Source organism: Paractinoplanes aksuensis (assembly GCF_024137025.1).
In the GTDB taxonomy this organism is placed as follows: domain Bacteria; phylum Actinomycetota; class Actinomycetes; order Mycobacteriales; family Micromonosporaceae; genus Actinoplanes; species Actinoplanes aksuensis.
In genome coordinates this window covers 52,081-69,166 of sequence record NZ_JAMYJR010000040.1, presented here as the reverse complement: position 1 = coordinate 69,166, position 17,086 = coordinate 52,081, and the positions used below count along the sequence as shown (strand labels likewise).

The 17,086-nt window shown below is 70.8% G+C and carries 19 protein-coding genes and 1 pseudogene; 8 read left to right on the top strand and 12 right to left on the bottom strand.

Annotated features, from left to right (window positions below; all coding sequences use genetic code 11):
* Positions 1–31 precede the first annotated feature (31 nt).
* The gene (locus M1L60_RS35270) at positions 32–904 is read right to left on the bottom strand and encodes a GIY-YIG nuclease family protein (protein ID WP_253241890.1); all 873 of its coding nucleotides are present in this window, start codon (positions 902–904) and stop codon (positions 32–34) included.
* A gap of 213 nt (positions 905–1,117) precedes the next feature.
* Between M1L60_RS35270 and M1L60_RS35265 the strand changes: the two genes are divergently transcribed.
* A complete protein-coding gene (locus M1L60_RS35265; RefSeq protein WP_253241889.1) occupies positions 1,118–1,477 on the top strand; it encodes a hypothetical protein in 360 nt (119 codons plus the stop codon).
* Between the two features lie 34 nt (positions 1,478–1,511).
* Positions 1,512–2,978, top strand: a complete 1,467-nt coding sequence (locus tag M1L60_RS35260; RefSeq protein ID WP_253241888.1) for a polysaccharide biosynthesis protein — start codon at positions 1,512–1,514, stop codon at positions 2,976–2,978.
* On the opposite strand, the gene M1L60_RS35255 is transcribed toward M1L60_RS35260, so the two are convergent.
* Genes M1L60_RS35255 through M1L60_RS35230 form a run of 6 tightly spaced genes read right to left on the bottom strand, consistent with a single transcriptional unit; the run spans position 2,975 to position 6,144 of the window.
* Positions 2,975–3,805, bottom strand: a complete 831-nt coding sequence (locus M1L60_RS35255; RefSeq protein WP_253241887.1) for a DUF1028 domain-containing protein — start codon at positions 3,803–3,805, stop codon at positions 2,975–2,977. The genes M1L60_RS35260 and M1L60_RS35255 overlap by 4 nt on opposite strands.
* A gap of 20 nt (positions 3,806–3,825) precedes the next feature.
* Entirely contained in the window at positions 3,826–4,437 is a 612-nt protein-coding gene (locus M1L60_RS35250; protein ID WP_253241886.1) for a dihydrofolate reductase family protein, read from the bottom strand.
* Positions 4,434–4,916, bottom strand: coding sequence for an SRPBCC family protein (locus tag M1L60_RS35245; protein WP_253241885.1), 483 nt, complete (start codon positions 4,914–4,916; stop codon positions 4,434–4,436). The genes M1L60_RS35250 and M1L60_RS35245 overlap by 4 nt, the downstream gene beginning before the upstream one ends.
* Positions 4,913–5,233, bottom strand: a complete 321-nt coding sequence (locus M1L60_RS35240; RefSeq protein WP_253241884.1) for an ArsR/SmtB family transcription factor — start codon at positions 5,231–5,233, stop codon at positions 4,913–4,915. The genes M1L60_RS35245 and M1L60_RS35240 overlap by 4 nt, the downstream gene beginning before the upstream one ends.
* 22 nt (positions 5,234–5,255) lie before the next feature.
* Positions 5,256–5,759: a pyridoxamine 5'-phosphate oxidase family protein gene (locus M1L60_RS35235; protein WP_253241883.1), complete on the bottom strand. Its 504-nt coding sequence runs from the start codon at positions 5,757–5,759 to the stop codon at positions 5,256–5,258.
* A 49-nt stretch (positions 5,760–5,808) separates the two neighbouring features.
* Positions 5,809–6,144: a hypothetical protein gene (locus M1L60_RS35230; RefSeq protein WP_253241882.1), complete on the bottom strand. Its 336-nt coding sequence runs from the start codon at positions 6,142–6,144 to the stop codon at positions 5,809–5,811.
* Between the two features lie 294 nt (positions 6,145–6,438).
* Here M1L60_RS35230 and M1L60_RS35225 point away from each other — a divergent pair, with 294 nt between their 5' ends.
* Complete coding sequence (locus M1L60_RS35225; protein WP_253241881.1) at positions 6,439–10,056, top strand: DUF4062 domain-containing protein; 3,618 nt, start codon at positions 6,439–6,441, stop codon at positions 10,054–10,056.
* Here the strand turns inward: M1L60_RS35225 and M1L60_RS35220 are convergent.
* On the bottom strand, positions 10,029–10,655 hold the full coding sequence (locus M1L60_RS35220; protein ID WP_253241880.1) for a hypothetical protein: 627 nt from the start codon (positions 10,653–10,655) through the stop codon (positions 10,029–10,031). The two genes, M1L60_RS35225 and M1L60_RS35220, sit on opposite strands and share 28 nt — an antisense overlap.
* 21 nt (positions 10,656–10,676) lie before the next feature.
* On the bottom strand, positions 10,677–11,177 hold the full coding sequence (locus M1L60_RS35215; protein ID WP_253241879.1) for a DUF3558 domain-containing protein: 501 nt from the start codon (positions 11,175–11,177) through the stop codon (positions 10,677–10,679).
* Between the two features lie 121 nt (positions 11,178–11,298).
* On the opposite strand from M1L60_RS35215, the gene M1L60_RS48390 reads away from it, so the two are divergent.
* Together M1L60_RS48390 and M1L60_RS35210 are read left to right on the top strand one after the other, a co-directional pair.
* Positions 11,299–12,222, top strand: coding sequence for a phosphotransferase (locus M1L60_RS48390; RefSeq protein WP_369077254.1), 924 nt, complete (start codon positions 11,299–11,301; stop codon positions 12,220–12,222).
* Positions 12,120–12,392 carry a hypothetical protein gene (locus M1L60_RS35210; RefSeq protein WP_253241878.1) on the top strand — a complete coding sequence of 91 codons (273 nt, stop codon included), beginning with the start codon at positions 12,120–12,122 and terminating at the stop codon, positions 12,390–12,392. The genes M1L60_RS48390 and M1L60_RS35210 overlap by 103 nt, the downstream gene beginning before the upstream one ends.
* Here M1L60_RS35210 and M1L60_RS35205 read toward each other — a convergent pair.
* A pseudogene (locus M1L60_RS35205) lies at positions 12,359–12,472 on the bottom strand (TRIC cation channel family protein); the annotation flags it as partial. The gene M1L60_RS35210 and the pseudogene M1L60_RS35205 sit on opposite strands and share 34 nt — an antisense overlap.
* A 303-nt stretch (positions 12,473–12,775) precedes the next feature.
* On the opposite strand from M1L60_RS35205, the gene M1L60_RS35200 reads away from it, so the two are divergent.
* On the top strand, positions 12,776–13,501 hold the full coding sequence (locus M1L60_RS35200; protein WP_253241877.1) for a pectate lyase: 726 nt from the start codon (positions 12,776–12,778) through the stop codon (positions 13,499–13,501).
* On the opposite strand, the gene M1L60_RS35195 is transcribed toward M1L60_RS35200, so the two are convergent.
* Positions 13,498–13,917 carry a universal stress protein gene (locus tag M1L60_RS35195; protein WP_253241876.1) on the bottom strand — a complete coding sequence of 140 codons (420 nt, stop codon included), beginning with the start codon at positions 13,915–13,917 and terminating at the stop codon, positions 13,498–13,500. The genes M1L60_RS35200 and M1L60_RS35195 overlap by 4 nt on opposite strands.
* A gap of 80 nt (positions 13,918–13,997) precedes the next feature.
* Between M1L60_RS35195 and M1L60_RS35190 the strand changes: the two genes are divergently transcribed.
* Complete coding sequence (locus M1L60_RS35190; RefSeq protein ID WP_253241875.1) at positions 13,998–15,380, top strand: APC family permease; 1,383 nt, start codon at positions 13,998–14,000, stop codon at positions 15,378–15,380.
* On the opposite strand, the gene M1L60_RS35185 is transcribed toward M1L60_RS35190, so the two are convergent.
* Complete coding sequence (locus M1L60_RS35185) at positions 15,364–16,149, bottom strand: hypothetical protein (protein WP_253241874.1); 786 nt, start codon at positions 16,147–16,149, stop codon at positions 15,364–15,366. The two genes, M1L60_RS35190 and M1L60_RS35185, sit on opposite strands and share 17 nt — an antisense overlap.
* Before the next feature lie 109 nt (positions 16,150–16,258).
* Here M1L60_RS35185 and M1L60_RS35180 point away from each other — a divergent pair, with 109 nt between their 5' ends.
* On the top strand, positions 16,259–17,086 hold the full coding sequence (locus M1L60_RS35180; protein WP_438862190.1) for an SAM-dependent methyltransferase: 828 nt from the start codon (positions 16,259–16,261) through the stop codon (positions 17,084–17,086).

Below are 17,086 nucleotides of genomic sequence, written 5' to 3'. Positions count from 1 at the left end.
TGATACAAGCAATAGTTAATCTTATTTCCGGTCAGCTCAGAGAACGGGCCAGCTCCGCGTTGCGCGCGGCGAAGGGCAACCACTCCGGCGGCGTACGGTCGAGATAGCGCCGCGAGGCGGCCGGCGCGCACGCCCGTTGCTCCCACCGGTCGAGCCGCCCACCGCGCACCTGGAAACGCACGAGCACACCGTCCGCGTACCCGTAAATGTCAAGATCGGCCCCGGGCGCCAACAGTGTGACCTTCTGTTCGGCCACGATCCACTCCACCGCCTCGAGCTCCTGCTGAATGCGGCCCGCCAGCTCGAAGGCCAGGTTCCCGGACGCCTTGTCCCGCAAAAGCGACAACCCTTCCCGTACGGTGGAAAGCGCGCCCGCCTCCCGCCGCAGCACCGCCGTGAGGGTCTCCCGCATGGCGTCCCTGTCCTGCGGACGCACGCCGCGGATCCGCGCCAGGTCGCGCAGCCCGCCCTCGAGCCGCTCGTCGGTGTAGCGCAGCGGCAGCATCCGGTCGAGCCCCGACACCGCCAGCCGAGCCTGCGCCCCACCGAGATACGGCCCGAAGTCGGCCTCGACACCGGGCCGCCAGTGCACCAGCTCGACCTTGGAGGTGGTCACCCGGATGCAGAACGGCACCTCGAGCCCGCCCCGGATCCGGTTCCAGCGCGGCTTCGACCGTTCGAGCAGGTTGCGTTCGAGCCAGGCCGCCTCGTGCACCGAGTCGCAGGCGACGGCCTCGACCCGGGCGATCTGCGGCACCATCCGCCGCAGATGCCGCCGATCACGAAGATCCCCCCAGTACGACCCGACCCGGCTGCGCAGATGCGTGGCCCGCCCGACGTACAGCACCCGCCCATTGCCATCACGGAACCGATAAACCCCCGGCCCGGCCGGCAAACTCTTCACGCCCGAACCCTACTCAGCCCCCACCCGCGCCGAGCCGCACGCCGCTCCAGCGCAGCGCGTTACGCACGCAAGCGATGAGCGATGAGCGATGAGCGATGAGCGATGAGCGATTATCGATTGGCGTCAGGCGCATGGCGGGCGCTCGCGCGTCTCGGCGTTGCGTCGTTGCTGGGGAGCAGTGGGGCAAGGAGGGTCGCGGCTATCAGCACCAGCATGCTGAGGATGATGGGCGCGATGGATTCGCTGGTCAGGGCGACCAGAGCGGGAGCGACGAGAGCACCGGCGACGACGCTGGCCGCCGTCAGCAACCTGGCCCGGGCGCTCGGCGTCTCGCTGCAGGTGCGGCTCGACGACCGGCCGCCCGCCCCGGCGACCGCGCTGCCCGACTCGTTGGTGCAGTTCTCGCGCGGGGCCCGCTTCCGGGGTGAGGCGGCTCGGCTGCCCGATGACGCCGCCCGGTCCCGGCTGCTCGAGGCCATGGCCGCCATGGGCTCGATCGGTCCGCGTACGCCGGAGGAATGGGACTGGCATCGGATGCTCGACGTGTTCGTCCTGCTCACCCGCGCGCCCTGAACAGGGCACAATTAACCCCGAAGGGGGTGCTGTGGTGCGACGGCAGAGGGACACCCGGAGCGAAAACCTGCTCTACGCGCTGTCCGTGCGGTATGAGCGGTGGCGGCGGGAGCATTCGGGGCCGGTCGCCGGGCGGGAACCGCGGACCCGGGCCGTGCTGTTCGGGGCGGGCAGCGCGGCGAGCACGCTGCTGCACAGCATGATCTTCGACCCGCGCAGCCGGTTCGAGCCGGTCGGTGTGCTCGATGACGATCCGGAGCGGCAGGGGGAGCGGCTGGCCGGCATCGCCGTCGTCGGCACCCGGGCCGATCTGGCCGCGGTCGTCGAGCGGACGCGGGCCGCGGCGGTCATCTTCACGATCGGCAACGCCGAGGGGTCGCTGGTCCGCGAGATCCGGGCCCGGGCGCTGGCCGCGGGCGTGCGGTTCCTGGTGGTGCCCGAGACCAGTGAGGTGCTCGATCACGAGCTGGGCGCGCTCGACATCCGCGAGGTGCGGATCACCGACCTGGTCGGGCGGCATCGCATCACCATCGATCCCGAGGCCGTCGGCGGCATTCTGAGCGGCAAGCGGGTGCTGGTGACGGGCGCGGGCGGCGAGATCGGGTCCGAGTTGTGCCGGCAGATCCACCGCTTCGAGCCGGCCGAGCTGATCATGGTGGATCACGACGAGCGGGCCCTGCAGGCGGTGCTGCTCAGTGTTGATCCGCGGGGCGAGATGCACGACCCGTCGGTGGTGCTGGCCGATGTGCGCGATGCCGGGCGGGTACGCGAGATCTTCCGTACGCGGGAACCTGAAGTGGTCTTTCACGCGGCCGCCCTGCAGCATCAGCCTCTGCTGGAACGCCACCCGGACGAGGCCGTCAAGACCAACGTGCTGGGCACCCTGGCCGTCCTCGAGGCGGCCGAGAACGTGGACCTGTTCGTCAACGTCTCCACGGCCAAGGCGGCCGACCCGGTGGGCGTGCTCGGCTACACCAAACGCATCGCCGAACGGCTCACCGCGAGCTTCGCCGGGCGGCGGGACGGCACTTTTGTCAGCGTCCGGTTCGGCAACGTGGTCGGGCGCAGCGGCTCGTTGCTGGCCACGTTCGCGGCCCAGATCGCCGACGGCGGCCCGGTCACGGTCACCCACCCCGAGGCCACCCGCTACCTGACCACGACGCAGGAGGCGGTGCAGCTCGTGATCCAGGCCGCCGCGATCGGCCGCAGCGGCGAGGCGCTGGTGGTCAAGCCGGGCGACCCGGTGCGGATCGCCGAGGTCGCGCGGGACATGGTCGACCTGTCGGGTGAGCCCGTCGACATCGTCTTCTCGGGGCTGCGGCCGGGCGAGAAACTCGGCGAGACGCTGTTCGGCGCCGACGAGGCCGACCGACGCCCGCACCATCCGCTGATCGCCCAGGTGCCCGTGCCACCCCTGGACCCTTCCCGCGTACGGGATCTGGCCGCGAACGACCTGGCCGAGCTGTGCGCCCCGCCGTCGTTCGAGAGCCGCGCTGCCTAAGCGGCCCTGAGGTGCTGAAGCACGAGCGGGTCGATCTTCCCGGCCACGATCCGCATCTCCAGATTCTCGATGCCGGCCCACGAGGCGAGCGACTCGTCGAGGTCGGGCCCGACGTGACCGGCCCGGGTCAGGCGCTCGGCCACCTCGTCGGCCAGCACACCGGTCAGGGGCAGCAGGGTCGCCTCGTCCGGGAGCTCGAAGTAGAGGCTGTGCATCGCGAGCAGCCGGCCCAGTTCGGCCACCGGGTCGGCGTGGTCGTCGACGCGCAGATCGGCCCACACGTCGCTGGTGCCGCCGTAGCCGCGCCCCTTCGACACGACCAGGAGCGCCGCGCTCTGCCGCCCGCGCCGGTCGCCGCCCGCCTCGTCGCCCGCGCGCAGCGCCTCGAGCAGCCGGTAGGGCAGTGGCTGCCCGGCGTCCCCGCTCAGCCAGGTCGCCTCCATGTCGCCGACCACGGCCGGCCCGGCCAGCATGTTGCCCTGGATCGCGTAGTCGGCCCCGGCCGCGCCGCCGGCCCAGTCGTGGCATTCCTGGCCGGTGAACGTCGCCCCCGGACCCTCCGGGCCGACGACGCCGACCTGCCGGTGCTCGATCGGCCCGTCGTCACCCGCGATCAGCGCCTTGACCGTCTCGGCCGAGGCCACCCCGGTGCCGAGCAGCGCGAGCGCCTGCGGCCGGTAGGCCAGATTGGCGTACGACTGGGTGGCGACCGCGCCGACGCCGGCCAGCGCGGCCGGAACGGCTGCCCCGACCCCCAGGAACTTGCTGGCCACGGCCACCCCGAGCGCCTGGCCGTCGGCCGAACGCCCCACGATCGAAAACGTCATGCGGCGAGACTAACCGCCGATCATCCCGCGAATGATCCGGAGGCGACCGGGCCGGCCGGCTCGTAAGTGGCCATGGTGACGCCCTTGCCGGTCGTCCGGCTGCTGACCAGGCGCAGCGCGCCCGCGGGGGAGCCGGCGTCGAAGAGCCGTTTGCCCCGGCCGAGCACGATCGGCGCGATGACCAGGCGGAATCGGTCGATCAGACCCGCACCCCACAGCGTACGGATGAGGTCGCCGCTGCCGTGCACCTGAAGTTCGGGCCCGTCGTCGCGTTTGAGGGCCGCCACCGCCTCGGCCACGTCCCCGCCCAGCAACTGCGAGTGCTGCCACGGCAGGTCCGGCGCCGCCGAGCGGGAGGCGACGTACTTGGTGGCCTCGTTCAGCGGCCCGGCCCCCGCCTCGGCCGGGGCGCTCGGCCAGTACGCGGCGAGGATGTCGTACGTACGCCGGCCGAGCACCAGATCGAACGGCTTGCCCATGGTCTCGCCCAGATAGGCGGCCAGGTCGTCGTCCCACAGCGGGGGCAGCCAGCCGCCGTGTTCGAAGCCGCCGCTGCCGTCCTCGTCGGGCGTCCCGGGCGCCTGCATCACCCCGTCGAGGCTGATCGAGCCGACCACCACCAGTTCCCTCACGCCAGCACCTCGTCGATCTGCCCGACGGCCTGGCGTACGCCCTCCTCCATGCCCATCTTCGCCATCTCGTGCAGTTGGTCGAGGCTGGTGAACTGGGAGAGCACGGTCATCCGCGTCCGGTCGCCGATCGCCTCGAAGGTGACGATCCCGTGGGTCGGGTCGATCGTGGTGTCCGGCTCGCCGTCCTGGTCGGCGAACCCGTCGTTGAACTCGAGCCGTTGCGGCGCGTCGACCAGCGTGAACTCGAACCAGCCGCGCGACTTGGTGCCGTCCGGCCCGGTCATGCAGTACGCCGACCGGCCACCGACGCGGAAGTCGTGCCGGTCGAAGGTGGCGGGCCAGGTCGGCGGCCCCCACCAGCGTTCGAGCTGGCGCGGGTCTTCCCAGACCTGCCAGACCCGGGCCGGCGGGGCGTCGAACTCGGCCACGAGCGTGAAGGTCAGCGCCTCCTCGTCGCGGCGGACGTCGGTCACAGTCATGTGTCTCTCCTCAGTTCGTCCTCGATGCCGCGGACCCGGTGCCGCCACACCTGTTCCAGGTCGGCGAGCAGCCCGGCCGCCTGGCGCAGCGCGTCGACCTCGCCGTGCACGACCTGCTCCCGGCCGCGGCGTTCCTTGGTGACCAGCCCGGCCTGTTCCAGCACGACCACGTGCTTCTGCACGGCGGCGAAGCTCATCGGATAGAGCCGGGCCAGCGCCGACACGGACAAGCCGTCGTGGATGACCCGGGCCAGGATGTCCCGCCGCGTGCCGTCGGCCAGCGCGTGGAACACGCGATCGGCCTCACCTGCAACCATGTGGTTGTACGTTACGCCGGTCTCAGGCGAAGCGGAAGCGGGTCTGGGAGAACGGCTCACCCTTGCCGAAGGCGAGGACCTTGACCGGGCGGACCGCGAAGACCAGGGCCTCGTGCTCGCCCTCCTGCACGAAGACGTCGCCCTGGACGGTGAAGTCCCAGTCGTGGCGGTCCTTCCACAGGCCGGCCAGTTCGGTCAGGCGCGAGGCGTCGGTCACCCGCTCCGCGACGCCCTCGACCACCACGTCCAGCCCCGCGTGCTGCTCGGCGGTGCCCGTGGTCAGGGCGACGTGCGGGTTGCGCTCGAGGTTCTTGCCCTTCTGCTCGCCCGCGCCGGTGCAGAAATGCAGGGCACCGTACGCCCACACGGCCGGGAGCGGCGTCACGTGCGGGCGCTGATCGTTGCGCACCGTCGAAAGCCAGAAGATTTTCGCGTACGACAGTGTGTTGTCCACATCGGACCAGGGGCGGGCCGTGGCCGTGGGGTCGCTGAATCGTGCGTCGAGTTCGCCGACAGGATCACTCATCTCACGGATGGTAGTGACGCTGCCGCCGCTGTGCAGGCCTTCCGGCGGGTCAGTAACGGTAGTGGCGCGCAGCGGCCGGCTCGGCCGTCGTCGGCGTGCCGGTCGACCAGCGGCTGCGGGCGGCGTTGGCCACCGCGCGGGCCCCGGCCCGGCGGCGCGACGACGGCTTGGGCGCGATCTCGACACCCGGCTGCGGCTCCAGGTGCTCGGCCGACGACACCACGACGACGGACGCCTTGCCCTCGTTCAGCATGCGCATGGCGGCGGCCCAGTCACCCGGGATCAGACCGACCACGTTGTAGCGACGGGCGGAGCAGTAGTCGAGGCACCGGGCAGCGCTCGCGCTGTAGTTCTCCGGCCGCACGTAAATCACTGCGTCAACCACCGGGATGATCCCTTCGCCTCTTATGTAGCTCGATGTCCCCGAGCGAGATCCACCTAATCGCGCCGGTCACCTTCTGCATATCCGCTGTTATGGATAAGTGACCGGACTGATCCACCCGCATCGACCGCGATCGGTCCCATCCCGTCACCCGACCGGCCAATTTCCGCGTTTGGTGTTGCTTTCAACTTTCCCGCCGTGAAGACTGCCCCATCCCGTCGACGCACACCCCGCTCCTGACCGGAAGCCGACAGTGACCATTTCGGACTGCCGCCGCGCGCTGGCATGCTGGCTGCCGTGACTGCGAGTAAGGCCCGGCCGTGGCGTGTGTTCCTCTCCCATACGTCCGAGCTGGAACCCTTCGTGCATGCGGCGAAGGAGGCGGTTACCCGGGCCGGCCACATCCCGGTCGACATGCGCTACTTCGCCGCCGTCGACAGCCGTCCGTCCGAGGTCTGCATGGCCGCCGTCGAGTCCGCCGACGTCTACGTGCTGATCGCCGGGTCCCGCTACGGCTCCTCGGTCCGCGACCGTCCCGAGGTGTCGTACACCGAGCTCGAGTTCCTCACCGCGGGCCGGGCCGGCCTCCCGCGGCTGGCCTTCCTGCTCGACGTCCCGGCCGAGCCGAGACAGCAGTCCTTCCGCGACCGGGTGACCGACAGTGACCTTACCGCGGCCAAGTTCACCGATCCGTCCTCCCTGGAGACCCGCGTCTACCAAGCTCTGATCGAACTGGAACGCCGCCACGTCGTACCCGTGTGGTCGGTGCCCCCGCTGCGCGGCAGCGAGGTGGCCCGGCCGGCACTCACGGATGCGCTGGTCGAGGCCGTACTGGCCCCCGGCGCCGGAACCGTCGGCGTGACCACGGGCCTGGTCGGCGCGGGCGGCTTCGGCAAGACCACGCTGGCCCGCATGGTCGCCCACCGCGTCCGCGACGACTTCCCCGGCGGGGTCGCCTGGATCACCGTCGGTGAGGACGCGTCCGGCCCCGAGCTGGCCGCGACGATCACCTCGGCGGCCCGGTTGTTCGATCCGGCCGCGCCCGAGGTCACCGATCCGCTGGCCGCCGGCGCGTCCCTGGGCCGGGCCTTGGCCGACCGCCAGGTGCTGCTGGTGATCGACGACGTCTGGACGTCCGAGCAGGTGGATCCGTTCCTGCTCGGCGGCGCCCGCACGGTGCGGCTCTTCACGACCCGCCAGCGCGACGTGCTGCCACCCGTCACGGACCAGGTGCCGGTCGACCAGATGGCCGCGGACGAGGCCCGGCGCATGCTCGGCGCCGGTCTGCCCGCCGCCCTCGTCGACGAGGCCCTCGCGGCGACGGGCCGCTGGCCGGTGCTTCTGGCCCTGCTGGCCGGGGCCGTCGACGAGGGAGTGGAGGCCGGCGGCGAGCCGGCCCGCGAGCTGACCGAGATCCTGCGGGCGCTGCGGGCCGACGGCATCACCGTGCTCGACGTGGGCGACGAGAACTCGCGCAGCCAGGCCGTCGCCGGCACCATCGAAGCCGGCCTGCGCCGCCTGACCGAGGACGAACGCCTGCGCTACCTGGAGCTGGCCGTGTTCGGCGAGGACGTCACCATCCCCGGTGAGGTCGTGGCCCGGCTCTGGGCGCACACCGGCCGCTGGGCTGTTTTTCGCAGCCGGCGCTTCCTGGCCCGTCTGCACAAGCTGAGCCTGCTGGCCGCCTACCGCCGCGACCCGGACGAGGCCCTGTTGCACGACGTCGTCCGCGCCTACCTGCGCCACCGTACCGCCGACCGGCGGGCCGAGCTCGACCGGGCCGTCGTCGACGCCCATCGGTCGCTCACTCCGAAAGGGTGGGCGGCGCTGCCCGCCGAGGAGCGGTACCTGTGGGTATGGCTGGCCGCGCATCTGCGGGGCGCAGGCCTGCGCGACGAACTGGAGGCCCTTCTCGACGATCCGGAGTGGCTGATCGGCAAGCTGCAGTACGTCGGCGCGGCGGCGCTCGAGGCCGACCTGTCCCTGGCCGACCGTCGGGCCCTGGCCACAGCGGTCCGCCAGAACGCCCATGTCCTGACGCCGATGGACTCACCCAAATGGCTGGCCGCCACGCTGGCGTCGCGCATAGCCCCCGGGGTCGGCCTGGATCGGTTGCGCGACAGCCTGTGGGCGGCGGCCGGTGACGTCTACCTGCGGCCTTTCGAGCCCTTGGCGGACCGGCCCCACCCGGCGCTGATCCGAGTGCTGCCCGGTCTGGCACCGTCGGCGGCGACGGCGGTGGCGCCGGACGGAGGATGGATCGCCTTCGCGGCCGACGACGGCACGATCCGGCTGCGCGACCCGATCACCGGTGGGATCATCGCGACCCTGCGGGACACCCCAGGCGATGTGCGGGAACTCGCGGTCGCCCCCGACAGCACGTGGCTCGCCGCCGGATGCGCCGACGGCTCGGTGTGGATCCTGGACACGCGAACAGGGGCCCGCCGCGGCCCGTTCGAGGGTGCTACGGGCCGGATCGCCGCGCTGGCGGTCGCCTCGGACGGGACTTGGCTGGTCGCGTCGGGCACCCGGGACAGGGTGCCGTGGATCTGGGACGCCGGTACCGGGGCGGCCAGGTTCGCCCTTGCTCAACCGGGCTCGGCCGACGGTCCGCCTCTCCCCGGGAGAGCCCGTTGCCCGTCGTTGCTACTCGATCCGCGCGGGCGGTGGATCGGGCTGCTGACCCGGAGCGGGACCGTCCCGGCGCGAGCGGCAGTGTCGGTCTGGGACCTGCGAACGGGCACGGGCCGGCAGCTCGGCAGCCCGTCATGGCACGAGGATGTCGCGGTCGCCGTCGCGCCGACCGGGGACTGGATCGCGACGGCCTCCACCGACGGCAGGATCGAGATCTGGGACTGCGAGGACTGGACGCCGCGAACCATCGGCGACTGCCATGAGCCACCCGGTCCGCAGATCGAGCTGGCGGTCGCGGCCGACGGTCGTTGGCTGGCGGTGCGGGGCGACAACCTGATCTCCGTGGCTGACCTCAGGGACGGTCGGATCGTCGCCGAGCTGGTCGTGTTCGGCGGATCAGGCGGCTTGTTGTTCGGGCCCGATGGCACGTGGCTGGCGGCGACAGAGGGCGAGAGCGTGATCGTGTGGAACACGGCGGACTGGAGCAGGCGAAATCTGCTGACCGGCCACGCCGGTGATGTGACCGGGCTCGTGGCGTCGGGCGACGGAGGCTGGCTTGCCAGTGCGTCACCCGGCCGCGCGATCCGAGTGTGGGATCCGGCCGTCGTCGGCGAGCGAGGCGACGACGTCGGCCGTGACAACCCGGCGTGGGAGGGAGACTTTCCTCCCGTGCCGGCTTCCGAGGGCCTCCTCAGACGGCCGACAACCTGGCAGAAGTTTCCTCGTGCCGCGTTGTTGTCGATGTCCGATCGGTCGATGAACACCTGGTGGAACTCGCTGCTCGCCTTCGGCGAGGAGTGCACGAGGATCGTCGCCACCATTCCCGGACCTGGTGACGAGTGGCGATTGATCTCGTTTGGGGACGACCACGTCGTCCGGTTGTGGGACGACGACACGGAGGCGCCGCTCAGGGCATTCGACGGTCAGCTCCGGACGATTCCCGAGGAACTTGAGCGGACGTCGGTGGCGGCCGCAGCCGACGGCACGTGGCTGGCCCTGGCCGAGCACTCCGCGGTGCATATCTGGGACCAGTCAACCGGGCGGCGACTCCACACACTGGCAACACCTTCGGGCCAGGTCTCCGGTCTGGCGGCCACCAGCGAGGGTCTCCTCTGCTCGGTCGGCGCCGATGCCATCGCCCGCGTCTGGGACCCGGCCCGCGGCACACTGATCGCCGCCATCCGCTTCGAGCATCCGCTGACCGGCGTCACGGCGTTGGACGGCCGGATCACGGCAGAGGGGGGCGGGCTCGACTACCTGTTCGAAGTGGTCGGGCGCTGACCGGAGATCTGCCGGGCCCAGCGGACGTCGCCGCTGTCGTCGACCTTGATCAGGGCGACGACGATGTCCCTGTCGGCGTCCTGGAAAGGGAGGGCGTTCTCGCTGGTCGGACGGAACCAGGCGGTGACCGACCCGGCCGCGGTGGCGGGGGCGCCGACGGCTGCGGTGTCGCGGGCCGGCGTCGCCGCGTCGGCCAGCCAGTCGTACTTGTCGGCCAGGACCTCGTACGCGCCGGCCCAGTTCGAGCCCGTCTCGCCGTCGGAGGCCCAGCCGCCGTCGGCGGGCAGGAGGCGTGGGGGTGTGACGCGGTTGTCGAGGGCGACCACCTGGAAGCTCCCGGTGCCGGAGGCGCCCGTCCAGCTCACCCGCACCACGACGACCTGGCCCGCGGTGACCCGCATGGTGGACCGGTCGGCGGGGGCGCCGAGGCGTTCGATCGTCGCGGCGAACGTCGACTGCGACGCCACCTCGGTGTCGACCGTGACCCGCACGTCGTCGCCGCCGTGGGCCCATTCGTTGTCGCGGCGCAAGTGCAGCACGCTGAACACCAACGCCGCCACGACTACGGCGGACACCCCCGCGATCACCGTACGTCTCACATCCGGCAGTGTGGCATGGCGCTAGACGCGGGGGAGGACCGTTCCGGCGACCTTGGCGGCGGTGACCTTGTTCTCGGGTTCGTCGGCTCCGTGGGTGTAGACGTCGATCTGGACCGTGCCGGAGAGCTGGTAGAGGTGGCTGTTCAGCCAGTACGCGTCGCCCAGGGGCTCGGCCTCGGCGACCGCGGTGTCGAAATCGTCCGCCGTCGTGCGCGAGAGGAAGACCGCGAGCTGGCCGTCGGTCTGCTGCCACTGACAGAAACGGGTCGAGTCGCCGGGGGCCGCGTCGTCGTGGTCGACCTGGGTGACGGCCCGGCCGGTGAGCTCGGCCACCTCGGTGCGGTCGAGCAGCGTACAGGGATCGGGAATTTCGCCCTCGCTCCTGACCGAGCCGAAGCCGCTGCGGGCCGCGCTCGACTCCGGGGGGACGGGCGTTCGGTTGACCACCTGGTCGAGGAAGCCGCAACCGCTGGTCAGGCCGACGAGAAAAACTGCTGCGGCGGCGGCCGGGCTGCGCTTCAATGTGACTCCTCGATGCTTCCGACGCTGGTCCGAACAGGTTCCAAGGCGCGGAGCCCGGCGTCGAGACGGGTGGGCCGAACTTCAGCCGTACGAGCGGATAAACACTTCGACAGGTGGGCCGATGCGAATCGACAGCGGGCTGGTGCGGCGGCTCGTGGACGCGCAGTTCCCGCAGTGGTCGAACCGGCCGCTGCGGCTGGTCGACCCGGCCGGCTCCGACCATGTGATTTACCGGCTCGGCGACGAGCTCTCGGTGCGGTTGCCCCGGCACGAGGGCGCGATCGATCAGGCTCGGGTCGAGGCGGAGTGGTTGCCTCAGCTTGCGCCCCACCTGCCGTTGGCGGTTCCGGTTCCGGTTGCTGTGGGTCAGCCTGCTTTCGGTTACCCATGGTCGTGGGCCGTGACGCGGTGGCTCTCCGGTGATGTCGCCACCGTTGCCGCTGACTCGCCGTCCCCGATCCCCGGCACATCCCCTTATGCGGAAGCCTTCGTCCCGCTCCTCGGCACATGGCAGAGCCTGGCCCACGACGACTCCACCCCGTCGCCACCGCCGAAGCCCGCCCGAGCCGAAACGTGGCCGTCCGACACCCACGCCCAAGACGAAACGTCCCGTCTCGCCAATCGCTCGCGAGACGATACGCCTCGTCCCGGCGCTCGCCCGCGAGACGATACGTCTCGTCTTCGCGACCGAGCGCGAGACGCTCCGTTTCGTTCCGCCGGGGTCGGGCGGCGCGCGGCGTCGGTCGAGCACGTGCGGGGGTTGTCTCTGCCGGTGAGCGTTCCGCTCGGGGTGTTGGCCGAGCTCGAGAGCCGGTGGCTCACCGTGCTACTGCGGGGCGACGCGCTTCACCACGTGGATCTTCGCCGCGACAACTTCATCCGGGAACCGGACGGGCGGCTCCGCATCGTGGACTGGACGCCCTGTGGAGCGCGCCCGGCTGGATGGATCTCGTCCGGTTGGGGCCCGATCTTGCCGCCGACGGCCACGACCCGGAGGCGTTGTGGCGGCGCTCGCCGTGGGCCGGTACCCCGGACGATCACGTGAACGTGGCCCTGGCCGGCTTGGCCGGCCGGGCCTGGCGCGACGGCCGCCGGCCCGACCTTCCCGACATCCCGCACTTGCGGGCCATGCAGCGTTCCCAAGCCCTTCATCTGCTCCGCTGGCTCGAATCCCGCCGGCCGGCGAGCGAGGCGGCGACCGCCGTGACCGCGTAGCGCCAGTCGGCGAAGGCCAGCGGCGGCACGGCGCCGATCACCAGGTCGCGCACGATGCCACCGCCGAGCGCCGCGACGTAGTGGGTTCAGTACGCCGCCGTGCCGGCCGGCGTAGGCGGGGACAGCTCGGCCGTCAGCACTGATTTTGAGGGTGACCACGCACGCAGGTCGCCCGGGTGGGTTTCGCGTTCTGGACGCGTCAGCGGCCGGCGGAACTCGCCCGGGCCCTCGACGTGAGTTGCGGTCTGTACCACCCACTCAGCTACGACATCCTGCTCTTGACCTTGATCCGATGGGTGGGGGGATGCGTACCTCTGTGCGACAACTGTCGGCTGTGGGGGCTTGATAGTGGAAGGCCAGTCATGACTGGTATGCGGAAAAGAATGGCCGCTGTGGCGGTTGCGGTCGTCGGGACGGGGGCCGCTGTGGTCTTCGCCAACATCTCGTCGGCGGCGGTTCCGCCGGCCACCGGGGAGCAGGTGGTGACCGCGACGATCGAGGTCTCCGGGGTGTTCGACGGGGAGAACCAGCGGTTCGTCGGTGGCGGCGATCTCGGTGACGGTGGCCAGGACGAGGGGCAGGATCCGCTGTTCCAGCTGGCGGCGGGGGCCACCCTGCGGAACGTCATCCTCGGGAGCCCGGCCGCTGACGGGGTGCATTGTTCGGGCAGTTGCACGCTCAGCAACGTGCACTGGGAGGACGTCGGCGAGGACGCGGGCACGTTCCGCGGGACGAACGCAACTGTCGTCATCGAGGGCGGTAGCGCGACCGCGGCCGACGACAAGGTGTTCCAGGACAATCGGGGTGCGGGCGGGTCGGTGACGATCCGTGACTTCGAGGTGTCGGACTTCGGGAAGTTGTATCGGTCGTGCGGTAACTGTTCGACGCAGGCGGCCCGGACCGTGCGGATGGAGAACATCACGGCCACCGCGCCCGGTGACACGCTGGCCGGGATCAACGTCAACCTGGGCGACCGGCTCACGATTGACGGGGTCCAGCTGGTCGGCGAGGGGATCTCGTTGTGCGATCTGTTCGAGGGCAATGACACGGGCGACGAGCCCACCAAGATCGGCGAAGGGCCGGACGGGACGAGTTGCGTCGTGAATTAGGCGGGGTGGCCCGGATGGGTGATCACCAGCACCGGCTTCGGTGACTGTTTGATCAGGTCGAGCGGCACGCTGCCCAGCAGCCGCTCGGCCACCTTGGGTCGGGTGCTCGAGCCGACCACGATCAGGTCGGCGTTGTGCTGGCGCGAGAAGTCGAGCACGGCCGGCACCGGGCGGCCCGACAGCACGGTCACGCTGGCCTCGATCCCGGCCTCGGCCAGGCGGCGGGCGATACTGGCGGCCGACGCGTACGCGTTGTCGGCGAAGACCTTGCGCGGCACGGCGGCCAGCCGTTCGAGCTCGACCTCGTCGGCGGCGACGACGGCGACGGTGGCCCCGGTCTGTTTGGCCAGGCCGATCACCGCGTCGGCGAGCCACGGCTGGTCGGCTTCGGGCTTGGCGGCGACGACGATGCGCATCACCTGACGTTACCGGCTGATCGCGACTCGTCGATAGTTCTGACTCGACAGATCCGCCGTTGTAGACCAACCTGGCAAATATGGCGGACGTCACAACGAACGAACAACCCGCGCTCAAGCGGGTCATGGGCCCGGGCCTGCTGCTGCTGTTCGTGGTCGGCGACATTCTCGGCACGGGCGTCTACGCGCTCACCGGACGGGTCGCGGCCGAGGTCGGCGGGGCGGTCTGGCTGCCGTTCCTGTGCGCGTTCGTCGTCGCGCTGCTGACCGCGTTCAGTTACCTCGAGCTGGTCACGAAGTATCCGCGGGCGGCCGGGGCCGCGCTCTACACGCACAAGGCGTTCGGGATCCACTTCCTGACGTTCATCGTCACCTTCGCGGTCATGTGCTCGGGCCTGACCAGCGCGTCCAGCGCGTCCAAGGCGTTCGCGTCGAACTTCGACGAGGCGTTCGACCTGTCGCTGGGCGACGGGGCCGCGCTGACTGCCATCGCGCTCGGGTTCATGCTGCTGGTCGGGCTGATCAACTTCCGCGGGGTCGGCGAGAGCGTCAAGCTCAACGTGTTGCTGACCTGCGTCGAGCTGACCGGTCTGCTGATCGTCATCTGCATCGGCGCCTGGGCGCTGGGCGGGGGCAACGGCGACCTGTCCCGGCTCACCGACTTCACGGCGGCCGAGGGCGAGTCCGCGTTCTTCTCGGTCACCGCGGCCACGGCGCTGGCCTTCTTCGCCATGGTCGGCTTCGAGGACTCGGTCAACATGGCCGAGGAGACCAAGGATCCTGTACGCATCTTCCCCAAGGTCATGCTGACCGGGCTCTGCATCACCGGGGTCATCTACGTGCTGGTCTCGATCTCGTCGGTCGCCCTGGTCGCGCCCGAGGAGCTCGGCGAGGGCGATGCGCCACTGCTCAAGGTGGTCGAGGCGGGCGCGGCGGGCTTCCCGCTGTGGATCTTCGCGTTCATCACGATGTTTGCCGTGGCCAACTCAGCCCTGATCAACATGCTGATGGCGAGCCGGTTGCTCTACGGCATGGCCAACGAGCGGGTGCTGCCGCGGGTCCTGGGCAAGGTCCACCCCGGCCGCCGTACGCCGTGGGTCGGCATCGTCTTCACCACGCTCATCGCGTTCGGGCTGATCTGGTTCGCCGACCTGACCGCGCTGGGCGGCACCACGTCGCTGCTGTTGCTCTGCGTCTTCACCGTGGTCAACATCGCCGTCCTGGTGCTGCGCCGCGACCCCGTCGACCACGACCACTTCAAGGCGCCCACGGTCATCCCGGTGATCGGCGCGGTGGCCTGCGCCTACCTGGCCAGCCCGCTCTCGGGCCGGGACGCCGCCGACTACCGCATCGCCGGCATCCTGCTGGTCATCGGCGTGCTGCTGTGGCTGGTCACCTACTTCTACAACCGCAACGTCCGGCACGAGGAGACCACGCTCGACCCCACTAACCTCCGCGACTGAGCCGGTCGGCGCTCGGCGCGAGCGCGTACTTCAGCGCCACGTGGACCATGTCGCGGAAGAACGGGGCGCGGCCGATCCGCATGGCCTCGGACTCGAGCGGCACCAGCACGACCAGCCGCTTCGGGGGCAGCAGGCGCATGCACTCCTGCAACTCCCACAGCGTGCCCTTGCTCGTACCGGCCGACAGCACCACCAGGCGAGCGCGGCCGATCAGGTCGCTGACCGGTTCCTGCCAGTCGTCGAGCGGCAGATGGACCCGGTCGGCGCCGGCGTAGGGGAGGCGCTCGCCGGGCTCACCGACCGCGACGAGGCGCCCGATCCGGCGTACGGCTCGGGCAATTTGCTCTTCCTCGCTGCGACCCGCGATGAGGAACTTGGTCAGCGCGGGCATCGACGGCCTTTCCTGCGGCACGTCGAGCCGGGCGTCGTCGACGAAGCTGCGCAGATACAGCACGAACGGCTCGTCGCCCACCGCACCCGGCGAGTCGAGCACCCGGGCCAGGTGGCGGCGCCCGTGCCGGCGCAGATTCAGGCCCATGACGTACGCCGGGCCCGAGACCACCACGGCGGCCGGAGTCAGCACGATGGCCGCACCCCGGGTGTCACCCAGGAAGATGAGCACGTTGAGATGGACGCAGACCCCGACCACGAGCAGGCACCACGCTCCTCCGCACCAGATCCACGGCCTTCCCGTACGCCGTGACTGGCCGTTCGGGAAGGCCGTCCACTCGGTGATCCGGGGTGGCTCGACCCGGCGCTCCCGGAACATCCACGCCGCGTGGTGACGAACTGCGCCCCCACGGCGATCATCAGCAGCTTGATGACGAGCATCGATGTCACGGTAGCGAACGGGTGCTCGCGGGCCGCCGTCAACCGGTATGGTCAGGGGCGTGGCAGACGACGTCAGCTCCACAGTCGACTCGTCGACTGCTCATCCGGCCCGGCGCTACAACTACTGGCTGGGCGGCAAGGACAACTTCGCCGCCGACCGCGAATCGGCCGACGCCATCGAGGCCGTCTTTCCCCACATCCGTACGGCCGCGGTCGAGAATCGGCGCTTCCTGCAGCGCGCGGTCCGCGTGCTCGCCGAGCAACACGGCATCCGCCAGTTCCTCGACATCGGCACCGGCCTGCCCACGGCCGACAACACCCACCAGGTGGCGCAGCGCATCGACCCCGCGAGCCGGGTCGTCTACGTCGACAACGACCCGCTGGTGCTCACCCACGCCCGCGCGCTGCTGACCAGCGCCCCCGAGGGCCGCACGGCGTACATCTCGGCCGACCTGGAAAACCCCGAGAGCATCCTCGCGAATCCCGATCTGGCCGCCACCCTCGACCTGAGCCGCCCGGTCGCGGTGATGCTGATCGCCGTGCTGCACTTCGTGCACGACGACAAGCAGGCCGACGAGGCCATCGCCACCCTGCTCGGGGCGCTGCCGCCGGGCAGCTTCCTGGCCCTCACCCACGCCACGGCCGACTTCCTGCCGCCCGAGATCGCGGCCGCCCTGACCAGCGGCCAGGTGCGCGGCACGGGCAGCTTCGAGGGCCGCTCGGGCTCGCAGATCACCCGCTTGCTCGACGACAACGGCCTCGAGCTGCTCGAGCCCGGCCTGACCGTGGTCAGCGAGTGGCGTCCCGACCCGGGCGTGACCCCGCCCCCGGCCGAGCACGTGTCGGTCTACGGCGCGGTCGCCCGCAAACCCTGA

Bases quoted from the DNA above. Each gene is read 5' to 3' on its own strand.
- M1L60_RS35255 (WP_253241887.1), bottom strand. From the start codon at position 3,805: ATGACGTTTTCGATCGTGGGGCGTTCGGCCGACGGCCAGGCGCTCGGG.
- M1L60_RS35185 (WP_253241874.1), bottom strand. From the start codon at position 16,149: ATGTTCCGGGAGCGCCGGGTCGAGCCACCCCGGATCACCGAGTGGACG.
- M1L60_RS35245 (WP_253241885.1), bottom strand. From the start codon at position 4,916: ATGACTGTGACCGACGTCCGCCGCGACGAGGAGGCGCTGACCTTCACG.
- M1L60_RS35195 (WP_253241876.1), bottom strand. From the start codon at position 13,917: ATGCGCATCGTCGTCGCCGCCAAGCCCGAAGCCGACCAGCCGTGGCTC.
- M1L60_RS35180 (WP_438862190.1), top strand. From the start codon at position 16,259: ATGGTCAGGGGCGTGGCAGACGACGTCAGCTCCACAGTCGACTCGTCG.
- M1L60_RS35265 (WP_253241889.1), top strand. From the start codon at position 1,118: ATGCTGAGGATGATGGGCGCGATGGATTCGCTGGTCAGGGCGACCAGA.
- M1L60_RS35240 (WP_253241884.1), bottom strand. From the start codon at position 5,233: ATGGTTGCAGGTGAGGCCGATCGCGTGTTCCACGCGCTGGCCGACGGC.
- M1L60_RS35210 (WP_253241878.1), top strand. From the start codon at position 12,120: ATGGATCTCGTCCGGTTGGGGCCCGATCTTGCCGCCGACGGCCACGAC.
- M1L60_RS35235 (WP_253241883.1), bottom strand. From the start codon at position 5,759: ATGAGTGATCCTGTCGGCGAACTCGACGCACGATTCAGCGACCCCACG.
- M1L60_RS35200 (WP_253241877.1), top strand. From the start codon at position 12,776: ATGGCCGCTGTGGCGGTTGCGGTCGTCGGGACGGGGGCCGCTGTGGTC.
- M1L60_RS35190 (WP_253241875.1), top strand. From the start codon at position 13,998: ATGGCGGACGTCACAACGAACGAACAACCCGCGCTCAAGCGGGTCATG.
- M1L60_RS48390 (WP_369077254.1), top strand. From the start codon at position 11,299: ATGCGAATCGACAGCGGGCTGGTGCGGCGGCTCGTGGACGCGCAGTTC.